The sequence below is a fragment of the Rhodococcus sp. 4CII genome (assembly GCF_014256275.1).
Classification (GTDB): Bacteria; Actinomycetota; Actinomycetes; order Mycobacteriales; family Mycobacteriaceae; genus Rhodococcus_F; species Rhodococcus_F wratislaviensis_A.
This window is the reverse complement of record NZ_JACCFE010000002.1, coordinates 4,878,278-4,895,830: the sequence shown is the minus strand read 5'-3', so window position 1 is coordinate 4,895,830 and position 17,553 is coordinate 4,878,278. Positions and strand designations below refer to the sequence as shown.

General features: G+C 67.9%; 17 protein-coding genes. 5 read left to right on the top strand and 12 right to left on the bottom strand.

The window, feature by feature from the left end; translation table 11 throughout:
• Nucleotides 1-22: 22 nt before the first annotated feature.
• Nucleotides 23-1,414 (top strand): GntP family permease, encoded by a 1,392-nt coding sequence (locus tag H0B43_RS23360; protein ID WP_185725774.1) that lies wholly within the window; start codon nt 23-25, stop codon nt 1,412-1,414.
• On the opposite strand, the gene H0B43_RS23355 is transcribed toward H0B43_RS23360, so the two are convergent.
• Nucleotides 1,411-2,262, bottom strand: a complete 852-nt coding sequence (locus tag H0B43_RS23355) for a spermidine synthase (protein WP_185725775.1) — start codon at nt 2,260-2,262, stop codon at nt 1,411-1,413. The two genes, H0B43_RS23360 and H0B43_RS23355, sit on opposite strands and share 4 nt — an antisense overlap.
• 120 nt (nt 2,263-2,382) lie before the next feature.
• Here H0B43_RS23355 and H0B43_RS23350 point away from each other — a divergent pair, with 120 nt between their 5' ends.
• Nucleotides 2,383-2,712 carry a hypothetical protein gene (locus H0B43_RS23350; RefSeq protein WP_185725776.1) on the top strand — a complete coding sequence of 110 codons (330 nt, stop codon included), beginning with the start codon at nt 2,383-2,385 and terminating at the stop codon, nt 2,710-2,712.
• Between the two features lie 42 nt (nt 2,713-2,754).
• Here the strand turns inward: H0B43_RS23350 and H0B43_RS23345 are convergent, their stop codons facing one another.
• A complete protein-coding gene (locus tag H0B43_RS23345) occupies nt 2,755-3,828 on the bottom strand; it encodes a sorbosone dehydrogenase family protein (protein ID WP_185725777.1) in 1,074 nt (357 codons plus the stop codon).
• A 116-nt stretch (nt 3,829-3,944) separates the two neighbouring features.
• Between H0B43_RS23345 and H0B43_RS23340 the strand changes: the two genes are divergently transcribed.
• Entirely contained in the window at nt 3,945-5,345 is a 1,401-nt protein-coding gene (locus H0B43_RS23340) for a DUF2252 domain-containing protein (protein WP_185725778.1), read from the top strand.
• A gap of 14 nt (nt 5,346-5,359) precedes the next feature.
• Nucleotides 5,360-6,157: an IclR family transcriptional regulator C-terminal domain-containing protein gene (locus H0B43_RS23335; RefSeq protein ID WP_185725779.1), complete on the top strand. Its 798-nt coding sequence runs from the start codon at nt 5,360-5,362 to the stop codon at nt 6,155-6,157.
• A 46-nt stretch (nt 6,158-6,203) separates the two neighbouring features.
• On the opposite strand, the gene shiA is transcribed toward H0B43_RS23335, so the two are convergent.
• A complete protein-coding gene (gene shiA, locus H0B43_RS23330; protein WP_185725780.1) occupies nt 6,204-7,562 on the bottom strand; it encodes a shikimate transporter in 1,359 nt (452 codons plus the stop codon).
• Nucleotides 7,563-7,815: 253 nt separating this feature from the next.
• On the opposite strand from shiA, the gene H0B43_RS23325 reads away from it, so the two are divergent.
• Nucleotides 7,816-9,231: an amino acid permease gene (locus H0B43_RS23325; protein ID WP_185725781.1), complete on the top strand. Its 1,416-nt coding sequence runs from the start codon at nt 7,816-7,818 to the stop codon at nt 9,229-9,231.
• 76 nt (nt 9,232-9,307) lie between these two features.
• Here the strand turns inward: H0B43_RS23325 and H0B43_RS23320 are convergent, their stop codons facing one another.
• From H0B43_RS23320 to H0B43_RS23280, 9 genes are all read right to left on the bottom strand, one after another.
• Nucleotides 9,308-10,843, bottom strand: a complete 1,536-nt coding sequence (locus H0B43_RS23320; protein WP_185725782.1) for an alkaline phosphatase family protein — start codon at nt 10,841-10,843, stop codon at nt 9,308-9,310.
• A gap of 56 nt (nt 10,844-10,899) precedes the next feature.
• On the bottom strand, nt 10,900-11,766 hold the full coding sequence (locus tag H0B43_RS23315; protein WP_185725783.1) for a TauD/TfdA family dioxygenase: 867 nt from the start codon (nt 11,764-11,766) through the stop codon (nt 10,900-10,902).
• 256 nt (nt 11,767-12,022) lie between these two features.
• Nucleotides 12,023-12,784, bottom strand: coding sequence for an SDR family NAD(P)-dependent oxidoreductase (locus H0B43_RS23310; protein WP_185729823.1), 762 nt, complete (start codon nt 12,782-12,784; stop codon nt 12,023-12,025).
• Nucleotides 12,784-13,251, bottom strand: coding sequence for a nuclear transport factor 2 family protein (locus H0B43_RS23305; RefSeq protein ID WP_185725784.1), 468 nt, complete (start codon nt 13,249-13,251; stop codon nt 12,784-12,786). Before H0B43_RS23305 ends, H0B43_RS23310 begins: the two co-directional genes overlap by 1 nt.
• A 67-nt stretch (nt 13,252-13,318) precedes the next feature.
• On the bottom strand, nt 13,319-14,149 hold the full coding sequence (locus H0B43_RS23300; protein WP_185725785.1) for a mycofactocin-coupled SDR family oxidoreductase: 831 nt from the start codon (nt 14,147-14,149) through the stop codon (nt 13,319-13,321).
• A 2-nt stretch (nt 14,150-14,151) separates the two neighbouring features.
• Nucleotides 14,152-14,952 (bottom strand): mycofactocin-coupled SDR family oxidoreductase, encoded by an 801-nt coding sequence (locus H0B43_RS23295; protein ID WP_185725786.1) that lies wholly within the window; start codon nt 14,950-14,952, stop codon nt 14,152-14,154.
• A gap of 13 nt (nt 14,953-14,965) precedes the next feature.
• Nucleotides 14,966-15,220 (bottom strand): hypothetical protein, encoded by a 255-nt coding sequence (locus H0B43_RS23290; protein WP_185725787.1) that lies wholly within the window; start codon nt 15,218-15,220, stop codon nt 14,966-14,968.
• Nucleotides 15,221-16,891 carry an FAD-binding protein gene (locus tag H0B43_RS23285; protein WP_185725788.1) on the bottom strand — a complete coding sequence of 557 codons (1,671 nt, stop codon included), beginning with the start codon at nt 16,889-16,891 and terminating at the stop codon, nt 15,221-15,223.
• 92 nt (nt 16,892-16,983) lie between these two features.
• Complete coding sequence (locus tag H0B43_RS23280) at nt 16,984-17,502, bottom strand: flavin reductase family protein (protein WP_185725789.1); 519 nt, start codon at nt 17,500-17,502, stop codon at nt 16,984-16,986.
• Between the last annotated feature and the right edge of the window lie 51 nt (nt 17,503-17,553).

The following is a 17,553-nucleotide window of genomic DNA, read 5'->3' as shown; positions in this document are numbered from 1 at the left end:
TCCCCCTCTTCCTGGAGACGCAATGACGTCGTTCGTCGACTGGCTGCAGCACGACACAGCCGGACTCCTCACTCTCGCAGCGGTATCCATCGCCGTGCTGCTGGTCCTCATCATCAAGCTCAAGCTCGAGCCGTTCATCGCGCTGATCGTCGTCGGCGTCGGCGTCGCTCTCATCGCGGGAGTGCCGGTGGTCGAACTGGTCGGCACCCCCACGTCGGCGGCCGACTCCATACTGGAGAAGGGTTTCGGCGGGATCCTGGGGCACATCACGCCGATCATCGGTCTGGGCACCGTCCTCGGCGCGATGATGGAACGCTCCGGCGGCGCCGACGTCCTCACCGAACGACTTCTGAAGTTGTTCGGCCCCAGGGGCGCTCCGCTCGCGATGGGCGTCACCGGACTGGTCCTCGGCATCCCCGTCTTCTTCGACATCGGCATCTTCATCCTCGCCCCGCTCGTGTACGTGGCGGCCAAGCGCGGCGGTAAATCGCTGGTGATGTACGCGATGCCGATGCTGGCGGGCCTCTCCATGACCCACGCCTTCCTGCCGCCGCACCCGGGCCCCGTCGCCGCGGCCGGTCTGCTGCACGTCGACATGGGCTGGATCATCATCATGGGCCTCGCGTGCGGTATCCCCGCATGGTTCGTCAGTGGCGTCGTGTGGGGTACCTGGATCGGCAAGCGCGTGATCATCGAGGTCCCGGACGAGTTCATCCCGGAGGAGCGGGAAGCCGCCGAGAACCCGCCGCCGCTGTGGCTGATCTCGTTCATCATCCTGGTGCCGATGGTGCTGATCCTCGGTGCGACGGTCGGCAATGTGGTCCTCGACGAAGGCTCGACGCTGCTGTCGGTCCTGATCTTCCTCGGCACACCCACGATCGCGCTGACCATCGCCGTCCTGCTGGCGCTGTACCTGCTCGGGACCCGGCGCGGAATCACGGCGCAGGAGATCGGGGCGATGTCCGCGGCGGCGTTGAAACCGGTCGGCATGATCCTGCTCGTCGTCGGTGCGGGCGCGTTCTTCGGCGCGGTGCTGCGGGCCACCGGGGTCGGGCAGGCCCTCGCCGACTCGATGGACGCCCTCGGTCTGCCAGTCATCCTGTCCGCGTATCTGATCAGCTGCGCACTGCGCATCGCCCAGGGCTCGGCGACCGTCGCGATCGTCACCACCGCCGGCGTCATCGAACCGGCCATCGCCGCTGGGAACTACTCGTCCGCGCAGATCGCGCTGATCGTGATCGCCGTATCGGCCGGATCCATCATCGCCAGCCACGTCAACGATGGCGGATTCTGGATCGTGTCACGCTATTTCAACATGTCTGTGAAAGACACCCTGAAGACGTGGACGGTGCTCGAAACGATCCTGTCGGTGGTCGGCTTCGCGATGGCGTCGCTGATCTGGGTGCTCGTCTAGCCGCCGAAGTCCGCGTCGCGCAGCACCCGCGCCGCACCCGCGAACGTCCGCACCTGCCGGTCGTCCCAGACATGGGCCGGCACACCGCCACCGAGCAGCGTGCGGACGAGGGCGGGGTCTTCGCCGATCGGCACGTCGCTGCCCGCGATCACGATGTTGCCGTACCGGCGGCCCTTGAGCATCGCCGGGTCGGCGATGACGGTGGTGTGCGGAAACACGCCGCCGATGGTCGCAGCCTCCCGGCGCGCCAGCACCAGGTCGCGGGTGTCGCCGCAATTGACCGCGTAGATCCCGCCCGGCGCCAGCACCCGCCGCACGTGCCCGGTGAACTCCGCGGTCGTCAGCGGCGCCGGAGTCGTGTTGCCGGCGAAGACGTCGCGCACGATCAGATCGCGGCTCGATTCCGTCAACGTCTCGGTCACCGCCCGCGCCTCACCCACCCGCAGTCGCAGCAGTGGGGCCCGCGGCAGGTCGAACCATTCGCGCACCAGGTCCGCGAGCCTGCCGTCGAGTTCGACCACCACCTGCCGGGCGTCCGGGTACCGGGCGGCGAGATGCCGGGCCAGCGAGCAGGCGCCGCCGCCGAGGTGCAGGGCCCGCACCCGCTGCTCCGTCCCCCAGTGCGAGGCGACCAGTTCGGCGATCCACCGCATGTACTCGAAATCGAGGTGGGTGGGATCGGACAGGTCGATGTGGGAACTCTCGACCCCGTTCACCTTCAGCACCCAGCCGTGCGGGTTCAAGTGATCCTCCGCGAGTTCGCACGTCCCCGTGTCGATCGGATACACCCCGGCGACGGGACCCCCGTCGGAAGTCCGGGCAGCCCGACCGCCGCGCTGCCTGCCCATCGTCCGTCGTCCCTACTGCTCGCACCGTCCACTCGCGCCTGCTGCGAGAATCGTGCTCCCACGATACCGGGACGACACGCGGGTGACCTACCGTGGAGACGCGCACGAGAAGGGACGACGATGGAACCTCAGGAAGTCGACTTCGCGCACACCGAGGGCGCAGCGAAGCGGCGACGCGAGAAGGCGATGGGACTCGCGCGGTACGTGTGGGATCGCGGGATCAGCGGTCAGGAACTCCTCGACCTGACCGACACCACACTGCGGAAACTCGCCCGGGCGGCCGGGTCGAACCCGCCCAGCACCATGGAAACCTGGATCACCGTCGTCGAACTGCTCGAGCAGAAGACCGCGTGGGCGCAGCGCCACCCCGACCATCCGGCCGCCACCCCGGCCCACCGGGACGAGAAGATCATGTGGGTGAAGCCGCCGATCGTCCCCTGGACGGAGTGACCCCCCGGGCGTGCTTGTCAACCGCCCGCGGTTGACAAGTACTCACAGGCGGAGCATGAGGATGCGGTCGTCGCCGTCGCCCGGATCGCCGCGACCGTCGCGGTTGCTGGTGCTGAACCAGAGGTCACCGCCGGGTGTCGCGACGACGGTGCGCAGTCGCCCGAATTCGCCCTCGAACAGCGATTGTGGTTCGCCCAGCGATCCGTCGCCGCCCACGGGGATCCGCCACAGTCGTTCGCCGCGCAGCGCCGCCACCCACAGCGAACCGTCCAGGAAGGCGATCCCGGACGGGGACGCGTCGCCGGTCGGCCACTGGATCACCGGGTCGACGAAGCCCGCCTCGCCGGACTTCCCCTCGACCTCCGGCCATCCGTAGTTGGCGCCGGGTCGGATCAGGTTCACCTCGTCCCAGGTGTTCGCCCCGAACTCGGTGGCCCACATTCGGCCGGCGTCGTCCCACGCGAGGCCCTGCACGTTGCGGTGCCCGAGCGACCACACGGGTGAGCGTGGGGTGGGATTGTCGGCCGGGATCGACCCGTCGGAATTGATCCGCAGGATCTTGCCGCCGAGCGAGGACGGGTCCTGCGCGCGGGGCCGGTCCCCGGCTTCCCCGGTGGCGACGTACAGCTTGCCGTCCGGGCCGAACGCGATCCGGCCGCCGTCGTGGATCGATCCGGCGGGGATGCCCGTCAGGATCGGTGTCGGTTCACCGAGGCTGCTGCCGTCGAACCGCAGGGCGACCACCCGGTTGTCGTCGTTCGTGGTCAGATACGCGTAGATCGTCTGATCCGACGCGTAGGCGGGCGAGACGGCGAGGCCGAGCAGGCCCGATTCGCCCTGCGCCGCCACACCGGGCACGTCGCCGATCACGGTCGTGTCGCCGTTCGCCTGCAGGTGCCGGACGGTGCCGCTGTCCCGTTCGGCGATCAGCGCCGTCCCGTCCGGCAGGAGCGCTATCCCCCACGGCACGTCGAGGTCGGACGCGACGACGGCCGGTTCGCCCGCGGCCGGCGCGGCGGCGGTCGTCGTCGGCTGCGCGGAATTGCCCTCGGACTGGCAGGCTGTGCACGAGAGCACCACCAGCACCGCGGTGGCCGCGAAAAGTCGCTGTCCCATGGGGGTCCTCCCGTCGCGCGGCCGCACGCTGTCCATCCTCCCCCAGGTGAGTGGCAATGTGTCCTCGCACACGCATATTCACTCACGTGGGGCTGCGGGTGCCTAGACTCGACGTCATGGCCACGTCCTCCCGAGCCGGTGCGACAACGGCGATCGACGCCCGACGTTCGGCGGGTAAGGCGGCCCGCGAGGCGCTCCCCCGCAAGGCCCAGGGTGCGTTCGTCCTTCCGGAGCGCGACCCGGTGGCGATGATCGAAGCCCAGAATGCGACCCGGTTGCAGTCGCTGGTGCCGATCCGGATCGGACGCATGCTCGAGTCGCCGTTCGCGCTGTACCGCGGCTCGGCCGCGATGATGGCGCACGACCTCGCCGACTCACCGGTCACCGGATGTCAGGTCATCGCTTCCGGCGATGCCCACCTCGCCAACTTCGGGCTGTTCGCCTCGCCCGAACGCCGGATGCTGTTCGACCTCAACGACTTCGACGAGTCGTACCCGGCACCCTGGGAGTGGGACGTGCGCCGACTCGCCGCGAGCGTGTGGATCAACGGGCGCGACAATTCGCACACCGAGGAGCAATGCGCCGCGTCCACCACTGCCGCCGTCCGCTCCTACCGAAGCGCTCTGGCTGGGCTGTTTCAACTGACCGCCACGGAGCGGTACTACTTCCAGGAAGAGACGGACGTTCTCGAGCATGATCCGGGCGCGCAGAAGCGCGAGATCCGTGCGGTCACTCAGAAGGCACGCAAACGGACGTCCGAACAGGTGCTTCGCAAACTGACCACGACGGAGGAGGACGGCCGGCCGTTCATCGTCGATCAGTTCCCCGTCATCCGGCACTCCGAGAACTACGATCTGGGCCGCATCACCGAGCTCTACCTCCTCTATCTCGCCACCCTGCGCGCGGACATCCGGCTGTTGCTCACGCAGTTCGAGGTGGTCGACTACGCGATGCGCATCGTGGGAGTGGGCAGTGTGGGAACCCGCTGCTGGTTGATACTGCTGCAAGGGCCGGCCGGCGAGCCGCTCTTCCTGCAGGCCAAGGAGGCGCCCCAATCAGTCCTGGAGACACACGGGAAGGTCACGACCGCACCGGAATCGATCATTCGTGCCGTCGCCGAGAAGGGCCAGGGGTCCCGAGTCGTCGGCGCGCAGCGAATCCTTCAGGCGCAATCGGATCCGTTCCTGGGATGGGTGCAAGGTGTGGAGGGCGACGACGGGCGTCTGCGCGACTTCTACCTCCGCCAGTTCCGCGACATGAAGGGGTCCGTCGACCTGCACACCCTGGATCCGTCGCGGTCGGCCCGGTACGCGAGGCTTTGCGGGTCGATGCTCGCCCGCGCGCACAGCCAGAGCCCCGGATCCGCCTTCGTCACCGGATATCTCGGCAACGGGGATGCCTTCGACCGGGCCGTCACCGACTGGGCCCGCCTCTACGCGGATCAGTCCGAGAAGGATTACGACGCACTGCGGGCGGCAGTGAAATCGGGGCGGCTTCCTGCGGAAACGGGCCTCTAGCCAGCCACGGTAGGATGGCGGCGTGCGCGAATCGGGGAGCTGCTGAGGTGGCCGAGGAACGGTATTTCCTCGAGTCCCTGGACCGCGGTTTGAGCGTTCTCGAATGCTTCGACGACCAGCACCGTGCGCGCACTCTGAGTGAGGTGGCGCAGGCCGTCGGGATCACCCGGTCCACGGCGCGGCGCATTCTGCTCACCCTGGTGGACAAGGGGTTCCTGCGACTCGACGGCCGCAACTTCTCGCTGACACCGCGCGTGCTCCGGTTCGGCTTCTCCTACCTGGCCGCGCTGCGGCTGCCGCAGGTCGCGGATCCGCACATCGAGGCTCTCGCGAAGGAACTGGGCGAGACCATCTCGGTGACCATCCTCGACGGCCCCGACGTGGTGTACGTGGCACGGGTGCGTTCACCGCGAATCATCCGTATCTCCATTACGGTGGGCATGCGGTTTCCCGCGTACGCGACGTCCACGGGACGTGTTCTGCTGGCCGGACTTTCGGCCGACGCGCTCGACGACTACCTGAAGTCCACCGAATTCCGGTCGTTCACACCCCACACGATCTCCGACGCCGAGCAACTGCGTGCCGAGGTCCGGACGGTTGCCGCGGACGGCTGGTCGATGTCGGAGAACGAACTCGAGATCGGCATCCGCGGGGCGGCCGTGCCCATCCGGGATCGGACGGGCACCGTGGTCGCCGCCCTCAACTCCTCGCTGCAGGGCACCCAGTACACGCGGGACGACGTCGAGGCGTCGGTGGTGCCGAGCCTGGTGGCGACGGCGGAGCGGATCGGGCTGGACCTGTCCCTCGGCTAGCCGTCAGGCGTGCGTGTCCCGCCGTGCGACGAACGACGGTAGGTGCTCAGCGCGCGTTCTCGAGCTTCGCCGACGCGTCGGCGTCCGACGCCGCCGCACCCGAATCGGGCTGCAGTCGCCATGCGATCAGGGCGCTGACGATGCAGCCGCCGGCCAGGTACACGGCCACGAGGTGCCAGGAACCCCCGCTGGCGGTGACCAGGGCGGCAGCGATGAACGGGGTGAAACCGCCGCCGATCGCACTGGCCACCTGGTAGCCGACCCCGGCACCGCTGTAGCGGTACTCCGCCCCGAACATCTCGGTGAACAGCGGCTGCTGCACGCTGACCACCATGTCGTGCGAGATGTTGACGAGGAGCACGGCCAGGATGACGGTGCCGATCATCGACCCGTGTTCGAGGAAGATGAAGAACGGGAACGCGCACACCGCGCCGATCAGCGCACCGAGGATGTAGACGCGACGACGGCCGTGCTTGTCGGACAGCCAGGCGAACAGCGGGATCGTGCCGATGCCCACGGCGCCGACGAGCAGTCCGACGTCGAGCATGAAGTTGCGCTCCATGCCCAGTTCCTTGGTGGAGTAGCTCAGCGCGAACGTGGTGACGATGTACATGGAGAAGAGTTCGGCGAAACGCAGACCGATGATCTGCAGGAATGCCTTCGGGTGGTTGCGCAGCGCCTCGACGAGCGGAATCCGCTTCTTCTCCTGCTTGTGCTGCTCCTCTTCGACCTTCTCGACCTTGTCGACGAACTCGGGGCTCTCCTGGACGCCGGCGCGGATCCACAGGCCGATGCCGACGAGGACGACGCTGGCGACGAACGGCACCCGCCAGCCCCACTGGCTGAACGCCTCCTCGGTGGTCAGGTTGCTCATGAGCATGACGAATCCGGTGGCGAGGATGAGTCCGACCGAGTAGCCGACCTGCACGCCGCTGCTGTAGAACGCCTTCTTCTTCGGCGGCGCGCTCTCCACCGCCATCAGCGCGGCACCACCCCACTCGCCGCCGACGGCGAAGCCCTGGATGGCGCGCAAGGCGACGAGCAGAACCGGCGCCCACCAGCCGACCGCGGCGAACGACGGCAGCAGTCCGATCAGGGCGGTGCTCGTACCCATGATCAGCACGGTGAGGATCAGCATCCGCTTGCGTCCGATGCGGTCGCCGTAGTGGCCGAACACCACGCCGCCGAGCGGGCGGAACAGGAATCCGACACCGAACGTCGCGAACGCGGCGAGCGTCCCGATCGCGGGGCTGACGTTGGGGAAGAACTCCGAGTTGAAGACCAGGGCCGCGACCAACCCGTAGAGCAGGAAGTCGTACCAGTCGATGACCGCGCCGACGAAGCTGCTCAACGCTGCGCGTCGCGCCTGCTTCTCGGCCGCCGGGGTGAAGGCGTGATCGCTCATTCCGCTGTCCCGTCTACGTTTGCGCCAGATCCCGTTCGCATGCCGAACGCCTGTCCGCTGATTGAATAATGTGACGGTAGCCATAGCGTTTACGCGTTGTCAAGGCAGTGCAGGTGCGCGGTACTGCCGTTTCGTCCAACCGGGTTGCTCGAAATTCACCGAATCGGCGGTACCTCCGCCCCGGCGACTCGTACACACTTTCCCGAATCAGCGACGCACATCACATCCGGAGTAGCGCCGAAGGGATTTCTCCATGTCAGGTACCACCGATCCGCAGCTTCAGCACTCACTGAAGAAGCGGCACCTCTCGATGATCGCTATCGCGGGGGTGATCGGCGCAGGCCTCTTCGTGGGCTCCGGGGTCGCGATCCGCGAGACGGGCCCCGGCGTTCTCGTCGCCTATGCGCTCGCGGGCATCGTCGTCATCCTGGTGATGCGCATGCTCGGCGAGATGTCGACCGCCAACCCCGAGACGGGGTCGTTCTCGGCGTACGCGGACCGCGCGATCGGACGGTGGGCCGGATTCAGCATCGGCTGGCTCTACGCCTGGTTCTGGATCATCGTCCTCGGCATCGAGGCGACGGCCGGTGCCGTCATCATGAACCGCTGGATCCCCGACGTCCCGCAGTGGAGTTGGGCACTGATCCTGATGGTGCTGCTCACGCTGACGAACATCGCGTCCGTGAAGTCGTTCGGCGAGTTCGAGTTCTGGTTCGCGTCGATCAAGGTCGCGGCCATCGTCATCTTCCTCGCGCTCGGCGTCCTCGCGATCTGCGGAGCCCTGCCCGGCGTCGAAGCACCCGGACTCACCAACCTGACCGGTCACGGCGGGTTCTTCCCGAACGGGGCCGGTGCCGTGTTCGCGGCCGTGCTCGTCGTCGTGTTCTCGTTCTTCGGCGCCGAGATCGCCACCATCGCGGCCGGTGAATCCGCGAACCCCGTTGCGGCAGTGCGCAACGCCGTGCGCTCCGTCGTGTGGCGCATCCTCATCTTCTACATCGGATCCATCGCCGTCGTCGTGACGCTGCTGCCGTGGGACGACGCGTCCGTCGCGCTGAGCCCGTACGTCGCCGTCATGGACTCGTTCGGTATTCCTGCGGCCGGCAACATCATGGACGTCGTCGTGCTCACGTCCGTGCTGTCCTGCCTGAACTCCGGGCTGTACACGGCGAGCCGGATGATCTTCTCGCTCTCCCGCCGCGGCGACGCCCCGGCCGCACTGTCGAAGATCGGCTCGTCCGGCGTCCCACGTCAGGCCGTTCTCGTCTCGACGGTCGTGGGCTTCCTGACGGTGGGCCTCAACTACCTGTACCCGGACACTGTGTTCCTGTTCCTCGTCAACTCCTCGGGAGCGATCGCGCTGTTCGTGTGGCTGGCGATCTCGGTGTCGCAGCTGCGGATGCGGCGTCAGCTCGAGGCGGAGGGCAAGGACCTCACGCTGAAGATGTGGCTGTTCCCGTACCTGACGTGGTGCACCATCGCCGCCATCGTCGCGCTCTGCGTCGGCATGCTGGTGTTGCCGGAGACCAGGAGCCAGATGTACGTCTCGATGGGACTCGCCGCCGTGGTGGTCGGAATCGGAATCTACCGTCAGCGCACGCGCGGGGCCACCGGCGAGACGCCGGATCCCACGACCGCCGGCGAGACGGTCGACGCCCTCCGACCTTGAAGTTCACCGTTGGCCGCGCTGGCGATCGTGCAGTCGATCGACGAGGGCCGGGCGGTGCGCCTGTGACGGCAGGCCGCTACATGATCAACCCGCTGGGACGGCGCCGCAGCGGCGACTGTTCCTGCACGGGCATCGAATTCGGCGGGACGGGGTAGGGCGCACCGGCGTTCAGCGTCCCCGCGGCCACGTTCGGCCCGCACTGGGCGATCGCCGCCTGCAGGCGTGGCCCCGGGTCCGTCATCGCGGGCACGCCGGCGTTCGGCGCCGACGAGAAGTCGAACACGGACGTCATGTCGCCGACGGCGCCGCGACGCCAGTCGGTGAGATTGGGGACGGGTACACCGAAGCGCTTCTCGAGAAGCCGTAACTGCGAGGTGTGGTCGAACGTGTCGGACGCGACGAGGCCGCCGCGACTGTACGGCGAGATGATCAGCGACGGGACCCGGAAACCGAGGCCGATCGGGCCCGGATTGTTGTCGCTCTCCGACACCGTGTTCAACGGAACCGTCAGGTATTCACCCGGGGTGCCCGGCGGCGGAGTCGGCGGGGTGACGTGGTCGAAGAAGCCGCCGTTCTCGTCGTAACTGATGATCAGTGCCGTCTTCTCCCAGATCGCCGGGTTGGACGTGAGGATGTCGAGTACCTCGACGATCCCGACCGCGCCCGCGGCCGGGGGCAGCGCCGGGTGCTCGCAGGTGAAGATGTTGGGCACGATCCAGGACACCGCGGGCAGGGTTCCGTTCGCGACGTCGGCCCGGAAGTCGTTCGGGTACGTCGGATCGAGCCCGCGTCGGGCGAGTTCCGAATTCGGGTCGCTGTATTGCTTGAAGCAGCCGAGCATTCCGTCGAGCGCGACGCTCGACACGGGCCCGAGATCCTTGTTGGCGTACACCTTCCAGCTGACGCCGGCCTCCTGCAGATTCTCCGGGTAGGTGCGCCACGAGTAGGTGAACCTGGGGATCACCGTCGGCGTCTCGACCAGCGGTCCACCGGCCAGACCGTCCGGATCGATCGTTCCCGTCATCCAGTACAGCCGGTTCGGATCAGTCGGTCCGAGCACCGAGCAGAAGTAGTGATCGCAGATCGTGAAGGCGTCGGCGAGCTCGTAGTGCACGGGGATGTCGGCCCGCGTGTAGTAGCCCATCGTCGCGGGACCGTTGAGCGGTCCCTCGTGCGCGACGTGCACCGGCATCCACCGGTCCATCGCGCCGCCGTTCCACGCGTCGTGCTGCGGACCCCACGCATGGGTCGGGTCGTTGATGCATTCACCGTCGAGGTGTGCGCCCTGCGTGGTGTCGAGGCGAAACGGGTTGAGATACCCGGTCGGGGTCGGCCCCGCACCCGGCGTCCAGCCGTACTGCTGCCACGCCGGCGACGGGTCGTCGAAGCCGCGCACCCCCGACAGCGTGCCGTAATAGTGGTCGAACGACCGGTTCTCCTGCATCAGGTAGACGAAGTGCTCGATGTCGTTCAGCGATCCACTGCCGCCCGGATCCTGCGCGTAGGCACGGTCGATGACCGGGCCCGCCCACGAACTGAGGAAAGCGGCGCCACCGGCCGCTGCGGCGGAGGCGAGAAACTTGCGACGTGAGATGTCCGATGCCGGGGTCACGGATCGTGACGGTAGTCGCTGCGGACGCCGCCCGCCCGGTGAATGCGCGGGTTGCCCTACCGCGGGCCGAAAGGCACGTCACCTTCCAGCGTGATGCGGTGCATGACGCGGTGCTGGGTTCCGTAGTCACGGTTGGCGTAGTGCACGGTGCTGCGGTTGTCCCACAGCACGAGGTCGCCGAGCCGCCACCGGTGGCGCACGATGTGCTCGGGTTTGGTGAGGTGCGCGTAGAGGAAGTCGAGGATTCCGCGACTCTCCGCCTCGGACACTCCGGCGATGTGGGACGTGAACCCCGGGTTCACGAAAATGCCCTTGCGCCCCGTCTCCGGATGAACCCGCACGACGGGATGCTCGACGGGCACGAGCGCCGTGACTTCCTCACCGTCCCAGACGTTTCCCTTGCCGCCACGTTTCTGCGCGAGGTAGTACCCGAACTCCCGGTTGCCGTCGTGCACTGCCGTGAGCTGATCGATCATCTGCCGCACGGGCAGTGACAGTGACTCGTACGCGAGTTGGCTGTCGGCCCAGTTGGTGTCGCCACCGTGCGGTGGGAGAACGACGGGGCGGAGGATCGATCCCAGCGGCGGTCGCTTCATGAACGTGACGTCGGTGTGCCACACGTCGGCGAAACCGTTGTCCTGACTGTCGAGCGCGTACACCTCCTGCGCGACGTCGCCGCTGTCGTGGACGGGGTGGCCCGCGGTCAGCCGCCCGAGTCGGCGACCGAACTCGATGTGGCTTCCGTCGTCGAGCGACTGGCCCCGCAGGACCAGAACCTTGTGTTCGGTCAACGCCGACCGGATCGCGGCCACCTCGTCGTCGGTGGCAGTGGCGACGTCCAGGCCGATGATCTCGGCGCCGAACGACGGGCCGAACTTGTCGAGCGTCAGCGACGCAGCTCTGGTCTCGAATGCAATGCTCATGATTTTCTTTCGCGAAATTGTCGAGGGTCGGCCCGGACCTGCGAACGCGGAGAATGCGCGAGGAATTACCGAAAGGCCGATGGCTACCGAGGAGTGGACAGCACGCGGTACGCGCGCCGGACCGTCAACAACAACACATGTTGGCGCACGTACGGCACAGGTCGACGGTGAGGCGTCGCACCAGGTGAGTCGTATGCACGACCCAATTCCTACCGGACCGGAGGGAAATGAGCAAGCGCGGGGCAACCGTGCGGGGTCAACTCCAGCGCGCCTGCCCGCCGTCGAGCGGAATGGTGGCACCGGACAGGTAGCCGGCGTCGGGGCCGACGAGGAAGACGACCGCGCGCCCGATGTCCTGCTCGCAGTCGCCGATCCGGCCGAGCGGGATCGACTTCACGAATTCCGCGGCTTCCTCGGGGTTGTTCTCCGTCCACCATTTCAGGCCCGGTGACAGCGCATGCGGGGCGACCGCATTGACCCGGATGCCGTCGGGTCCCCATTCGCTGGCCGCGGTGCGGGTGAGCGAGCGCATCGCCTCCTTGGTGGCCGCGTACAGCCCGTAACCGCTGGTGTCCCACCGCACCGCCGAGGAGCTGACCAGATTGATGATCGACCCGCCGCCGCGCGCCTTGAGGTGCGGATAGCACAGCTGCATGAGGAACAGGGTCGCCACCGGACCGACCGCCAGCGCCCGGTCCAGCAGTTTCGGGGTGACGTCGAGGAGCGGTCCGAGCGCGCTGGCATTGGCGTTGTTGATCAGGATGTCGAGGCCGCCGAACACGTCCACGACGCGGTCGACCATCGGCGCCAGCTGATCGCGCTTGCTCACGTCGCAGACGATCGGCTCGGCGATTCCGCCGAAGTCGGCGATGGCGGCGCACGTGTCGACGAGTTTCGCCTCCGTCCGCCCGACCACCCCGATCCGGGCGCCCTCCTTGGCCAACGCGAATGCCATGCCCGCGCCCACCCCCTGACCGGCGCCGGTGATCAACGCGACCTTGCCGTCCAGCGTGCCCATCAGGTGTCCGCCCATCGGTTGGCTGTGAGATGGAAACTCGGGACGTCGGCCAGCGACACCACCGCTTCGTACGTGCGCTCGTACCCCGTGTGCGCGATCCGCCACCGACCGTCGGCGCCCCGCCGGTAGCGGTCGGAGTAGAACGCCGCCCCGCGCAACAACATGCCGTGCTCCGGGATCAGCACGGTGTCGGAGAGGTACCACCGTCCCGTGGCCGCATCGGCGTCCACGTCGATCTCCGGATGACCGCAGTGATGCTCGGTGATGGTGTTCGATCCGAGGTTTGACTTCATGTACTCGACGAGCGCGTCGCGTGAGTCGAAGGTGAGGCGCTCACCGTAGTTCGCTGTGGCGTCCGGCAGCAGGGTGTCGGCGAACTCGTCCCAGCTCTTCGTGTCGAGCGCACGGAGATACGCGTACTTGAGCCGGCTGATCGCCGCGACTGCCTCGAGATCGGAAACTGACACCTGTTCTACATACCACGGCCGGCACGCCGAGCGGAGCGACTCGCACTATCTACTGACGCTTCCAGCACTATCTACTGACGCTTCCAGCGTCGATGGGCAGGGCGACGGACGTGATGTACCGCGCCTCGTCCGACGCCAGGAACAGTGCGGCGTTGGCGACGTCGACCGGTTCGATCCAGGGAATCGGCAGCATGTTCATCGTCACCGCGGCCGCCGCGAATTCCTCCCGGGTGGGGTGCTCGAGGTCGGGCCGGAACGCCCGCCGCACCATGTCGTTCTGAATCATGTCCGTGTCCACGTTCGTCGGATGGACACTGTTGACGCGGACCCCGTGCGGGGCGAGTTCCTTCGCCAGCGACCGCATCAGTCCCACCACCCCGTGCTTGGCCGCCGTGTAGTGGGCGACACCGACGAGCCCCCGCAGACCGGCGATGGAACTCGTCAGGATCATCGCGCCGCCTCCCCGCTCGATGAGATGCGGGGCCGCCGACTTGCACGTCTGCCACACCCCCGTCAGGTTGACGTCGAGCATCGTCTGCCACGTCTCGGAGTCCAGTTCCAGTGCCGCACCCGACGACGTGATGCCCGCCGTGGCGCACACGAAGTCCAGCCCGCCCAGTTCCCCGGCCGCCGCCGTGACCGACTCGGCGAGCGCGTCGCCGTCACGCACGTCCACCTGCGCAGTCACGATCCGACGGCCGGTGTCGCCGACCAGTTTCGCGGTCTGCTCCAAATCCTCCGGACTCGCCGGCGGCGTCACCACCGTGCCGACCGGGCCGCACAGGTCGACGGCCACGACGTCGGCACCCTCCTGCGCGAACCGCAATGCCTGCGCCCGGCCGATCCCGCGTGCGGCACCGGTGACCAGGACGACTCTTCCGTTCACTCGACCTGTCATCTCTACACCTTCTGGGTCAGTCCGGCATCGACCACGAGTTGTGTGCCGGTGATGTATCGCGATTCGTCGGAGGCCAGGAACAGCAGCGCGTTGCTGACGTCGCGCGAGTCCAGCCACGGCACGGGCAGCATGTGGTTGGCCGCGAGAACCGGCACGACGTCGTCGTGGGTCGGATTCTCGAGGTCCGGCCGCAGCCGTGCCATCGTCGCGGGGTTCAAGGTCATGCGGGTGCCGACGGCGCCGGGGTGCAGCACGTTCACCCGGATGAACTGCGGTCCGAGTTCATTCGCGAGGGTCCGGGCCAACCCGACCACGGCGGTCTTGGACGCCGAATAGTGGGCGGCCCCGGCCACCGCCTTGATGCCGGCGGTCGAACTGACGATCACGACGGAACCGCCACCGTCGCGCATCGCCGGGACCGCGGCCGTCGCCGTGTTCCAGACCCCGGTGAGGTTGACGTCGAGCGACCGGTGCCAGTCCGCGTCGTCGATCGTCCAGGCCGGGCCGGGGTTGTCGCAGACACCCGCGTTCGCTACGACGACGTCGAGGGGGCCCAGTTCCTCGACCCCCGCCGCGACGGCTGCCCGCAACGCGGACGGGTCCCGGACGTCGGCATGTGCGACGACCGCCCGCCGGCCGAGTTCGCCGACCTGCCTGCCGGTCTCGGCGAGATCGGACTCCGCCGACGGCAGATCGACGACGACCACGTCGGCGCCCTCCTCGGCGAGCCGAACCGCGTGACTGCGTCCCATGCCGTTCCCGGCACCGGTGATGAAGGCGACCTTGCCTGCCATCCGTGACATCGGTATTTCCCTTCTAGTCGAGGTGGCCGGGAGTCGGGTAGCTGCGCAGGGACAGCCCCACCCGCCCGTCCTCCACCGCGTCGTCGATCGATCCACGCAGGGCGCCACAGGTGGGAACGAACATCGAGTGCTCCCCCGCCTCGGCGCGCGACGCGAATTCCGGGCACGTCTGCTCGGCGTCGTCCAGCCACTGCACGCTGGTGTGCGCCTCGCTGTATTTCTCCACGAGCACCGCGTTGCCGCAGCGCCGGCATTCGACGGGAAGCACTCAGCCCACCGCCCCGGCTGCTGCATGCCGGGCACCGACCCAGCCGAATACCATCGCGGGACCGATCGTCGCGCCGGCACCGGCGTAGTCGTTGCCCATCACGGACGCGGACGTGTTGCCGGTGGCGTAGAGCCCGGGGATCGGGACGCCACTGCCGTTCAGCACCTGGCTGTGCTCGTTGCACACGAGACCACCCTTGGTGCCGAGGTCGCCGGCTTCCATCCGCACCGCGTAATACGGAGCCGTGTCCACCTCGTCCATGGTCGGGTTGGGCAGTCGCGGGTCGCCGTAGTAGCGGTCGTAGGCGCTGTCGCCGCGACCGAAGTCGGCGTCGACTCCCGCCCGGGCGAACCCGTTGAACCGGGTGATCTCCGCGGACAGCGACTCCGCGGGAACACTCATCTTCTGCGCGAGTTCGCCGAGAGATGCGGCGCGCTGCATCAGCCCGGTCTCGAACCATTCGGCGGGGAACTTCTGCCCGGGCATCACCCCACCGAACTGGTAGCGGCTCTTGGCCTTCGAATCGAAGACGAACCACACGGGGTCGTGGCCACCGGCGATCTGATCGTGGACGAAGGAGACGTACGGGGACGCTTCGTTGGTGAACCTCTTGCCGTTCTGGTCGACGATCACCGACGGCGGGATCGACCGTTCCGACACGAGGACGTGCATGATGCCGTCCGGCCGCCGGAACGACGGCATCCACCAGGCGTCGTCCATCAGGTCGAGGGCGGCACCCACCTGCTCGCCCGCCACGATGCCGTCACCGGTGTTGTCGGGTGAGCCGGCGCTGTAGTTGTCCTTGCCACCCTCGCGGAGGTACCGCTTCCGCATCTCCTCGCTCTGCTCGAATCCGCCGGTGGCCATCATGACGCCGCGACGGGCGCGGATACGCAGTTCTCGCCCGCCGGATGCGACGACCGCGCCCGTCACCGCACCCGGCCCGTCCGTGATCAGGCTCTTCAGCGGAGAATTCAGCCACAGCGGAACCCCGGCCTCCTGCAGCGTCAGCCGCAGCCGGCCGACCAGCGCCTGGCCCAGCGTCTCCATCCGCCTGCGCCGCACCATCGCCACCACCGAACGCCAGCCGACGCCCAGCGCGGTCCGCCGACCGGCCCAGGTGCGGAAGAACATGTTGAGATGCCGGAACTCGGTGGACGTCATGTACAGCCCGCCCGGCATCGCGAGCGAGTTCGGGCGCTGCAGTGCGCGATCGGCACCGAGTTGGTTCATGTCGAACGGCAGCGGTTCGACCGTCCGCCCCTTCGGCCGGCCGCCCACATTTTCTGGGTGGTAGTCGGAATAGTCCTCGCACCAGGAGAACCGGAGATGCGGGCAGTTCTGTTCGAAGAACCGCATCATCGCGGGCCCCTGCTCGATGTACGCGTCGAGGCGTTCGGCCGGCACGCTGTCGCCGACGATCGACTCCAGGTACTTGCGGACGTCGGCGGGGTCGTCTGCTCGGCCTTCACGGACGAGGATGGGCGAGTTGGGGATCCACAGCGCGCCACCCGACAGGGCCGTCGAACCGCCGTACACCCCGGACTTTTCGACGAGAAGGGTGTCGAGTCCCCGTGCGGCCCCGGCGAGGGCGGCGGTCATTCCACCCGCACCGCTGCCGATCACCAGGAGATCGACCTCCCGGTCCCAGTTCTGCTCGTCTACGCTCATCGTGCACACCTTCCGAAGTGGTCTCGATCACACCCTGCCGGTCTCAATTGTTTTTTCCCACAGTTCTTCCCGCCGAGTGGGAGACCGCGCGGCTACGTCACAGCGGTGAAGATGCCGAGCCCGCCGCGGTACACCAGCAGCGGTGGCACGTCCCTGAGCACGTCGAGTCCGGTGACCCGCGCGACGACGATGGTGTGATCGCCCGCGTCGTGCTCGAATTCGACGGTCGCCCGCACCTGGGCCAGCACGCCGTCGAGCGCCGGGGCGCCGTTGTCGGCGTGCGACCAGCCGACGTCGGCGAACTTGTCGGCGCCGCTCGTCGCGAACGTCGCGCACACGTCGCGCTGATCGTGGGCGAGGACGTTGATGCACACGTGTTCGCTCGCCCGCAGCCGCGGCCAGCTGGTCGACGTCCGCGCCGGGCTGAACGACACGTACGGCGGGTCCAGCGACAGCGACACGAACGACTGGCACGTGAAGCCGTGCGGAGTGTCGCCGTCGTGTGCGGTGATCACCGTGACCCCGGTGCAGAAATGCCCGAGCACCGACTTGAGCTGGGCGGGGTCGACGCGTCGCACCACCGGCGGCACGGGTTCTTCGGTTCGGGTCATCGTGTCTCCTCGGATCGACGGGTTGCGTTCAGCCTCGCCGCGGCGCCTCCC

Excerpts from the sequence above, each read along its gene's own strand:
- H0B43_RS23360 (WP_185725774.1), top strand. The coding sequence starts at position 23 with ATGACGTCGTTCGTCGACTGGCTGCAGCACGACACAGCCGGACTCCTC.
- H0B43_RS23340 (WP_185725778.1), top strand. The coding sequence starts at position 3,945 with ATGGCCACGTCCTCCCGAGCCGGTGCGACAACGGCGATCGACGCCCGA.
- H0B43_RS23300 (WP_185725785.1), bottom strand. The coding sequence starts at position 14,149 with ATGACAGGTCGAGTGAACGGAAGAGTCGTCCTGGTCACCGGTGCCGCA.
- H0B43_RS23350 (WP_185725776.1), top strand. The coding sequence starts at position 2,383 with ATGGAACCTCAGGAAGTCGACTTCGCGCACACCGAGGGCGCAGCGAAG.
- shiA (WP_185725780.1), bottom strand. The coding sequence starts at position 7,562 with ATGAGCGATCACGCCTTCACCCCGGCGGCCGAGAAGCAGGCGCGACGC.
- H0B43_RS23295 (WP_185725786.1), bottom strand. The coding sequence starts at position 14,952 with ATGTCACGGATGGCAGGCAAGGTCGCCTTCATCACCGGTGCCGGGAAC.
- H0B43_RS23345 (WP_185725777.1), bottom strand. The coding sequence starts at position 3,828 with ATGGGACAGCGACTTTTCGCGGCCACCGCGGTGCTGGTGGTGCTCTCG.
- H0B43_RS23310 (WP_185729823.1), bottom strand. The coding sequence starts at position 12,784 with ATGGGCACGCTGGACGGCAAGGTCGCGTTGATCACCGGCGCCGGTCAG.
- H0B43_RS23285 (WP_185725788.1), bottom strand. The coding sequence starts at position 16,891 with ATGAGCGTAGACGAGCAGAACTGGGACCGGGAGGTCGATCTCCTGGTG.
- H0B43_RS23280 (WP_185725789.1), bottom strand. The coding sequence starts at position 17,502 with ATGACCCGAACCGAAGAACCCGTGCCGCCGGTGGTGCGACGCGTCGAC.
- H0B43_RS23315 (WP_185725783.1), bottom strand. The coding sequence starts at position 11,766 with ATGAGCATTGCATTCGAGACCAGAGCTGCGTCGCTGACGCTCGACAAG.
- H0B43_RS23335 (WP_185725779.1), top strand. The coding sequence starts at position 5,360 with ATGGCGGCGTGCGCGAATCGGGGAGCTGCTGAGGTGGCCGAGGAACGG.
- H0B43_RS23325 (WP_185725781.1), top strand. The coding sequence starts at position 7,816 with ATGTCAGGTACCACCGATCCGCAGCTTCAGCACTCACTGAAGAAGCGG.
- H0B43_RS23355 (WP_185725775.1), bottom strand. The coding sequence starts at position 2,262 with ATGGGCAGGCAGCGCGGCGGTCGGGCTGCCCGGACTTCCGACGGGGGT.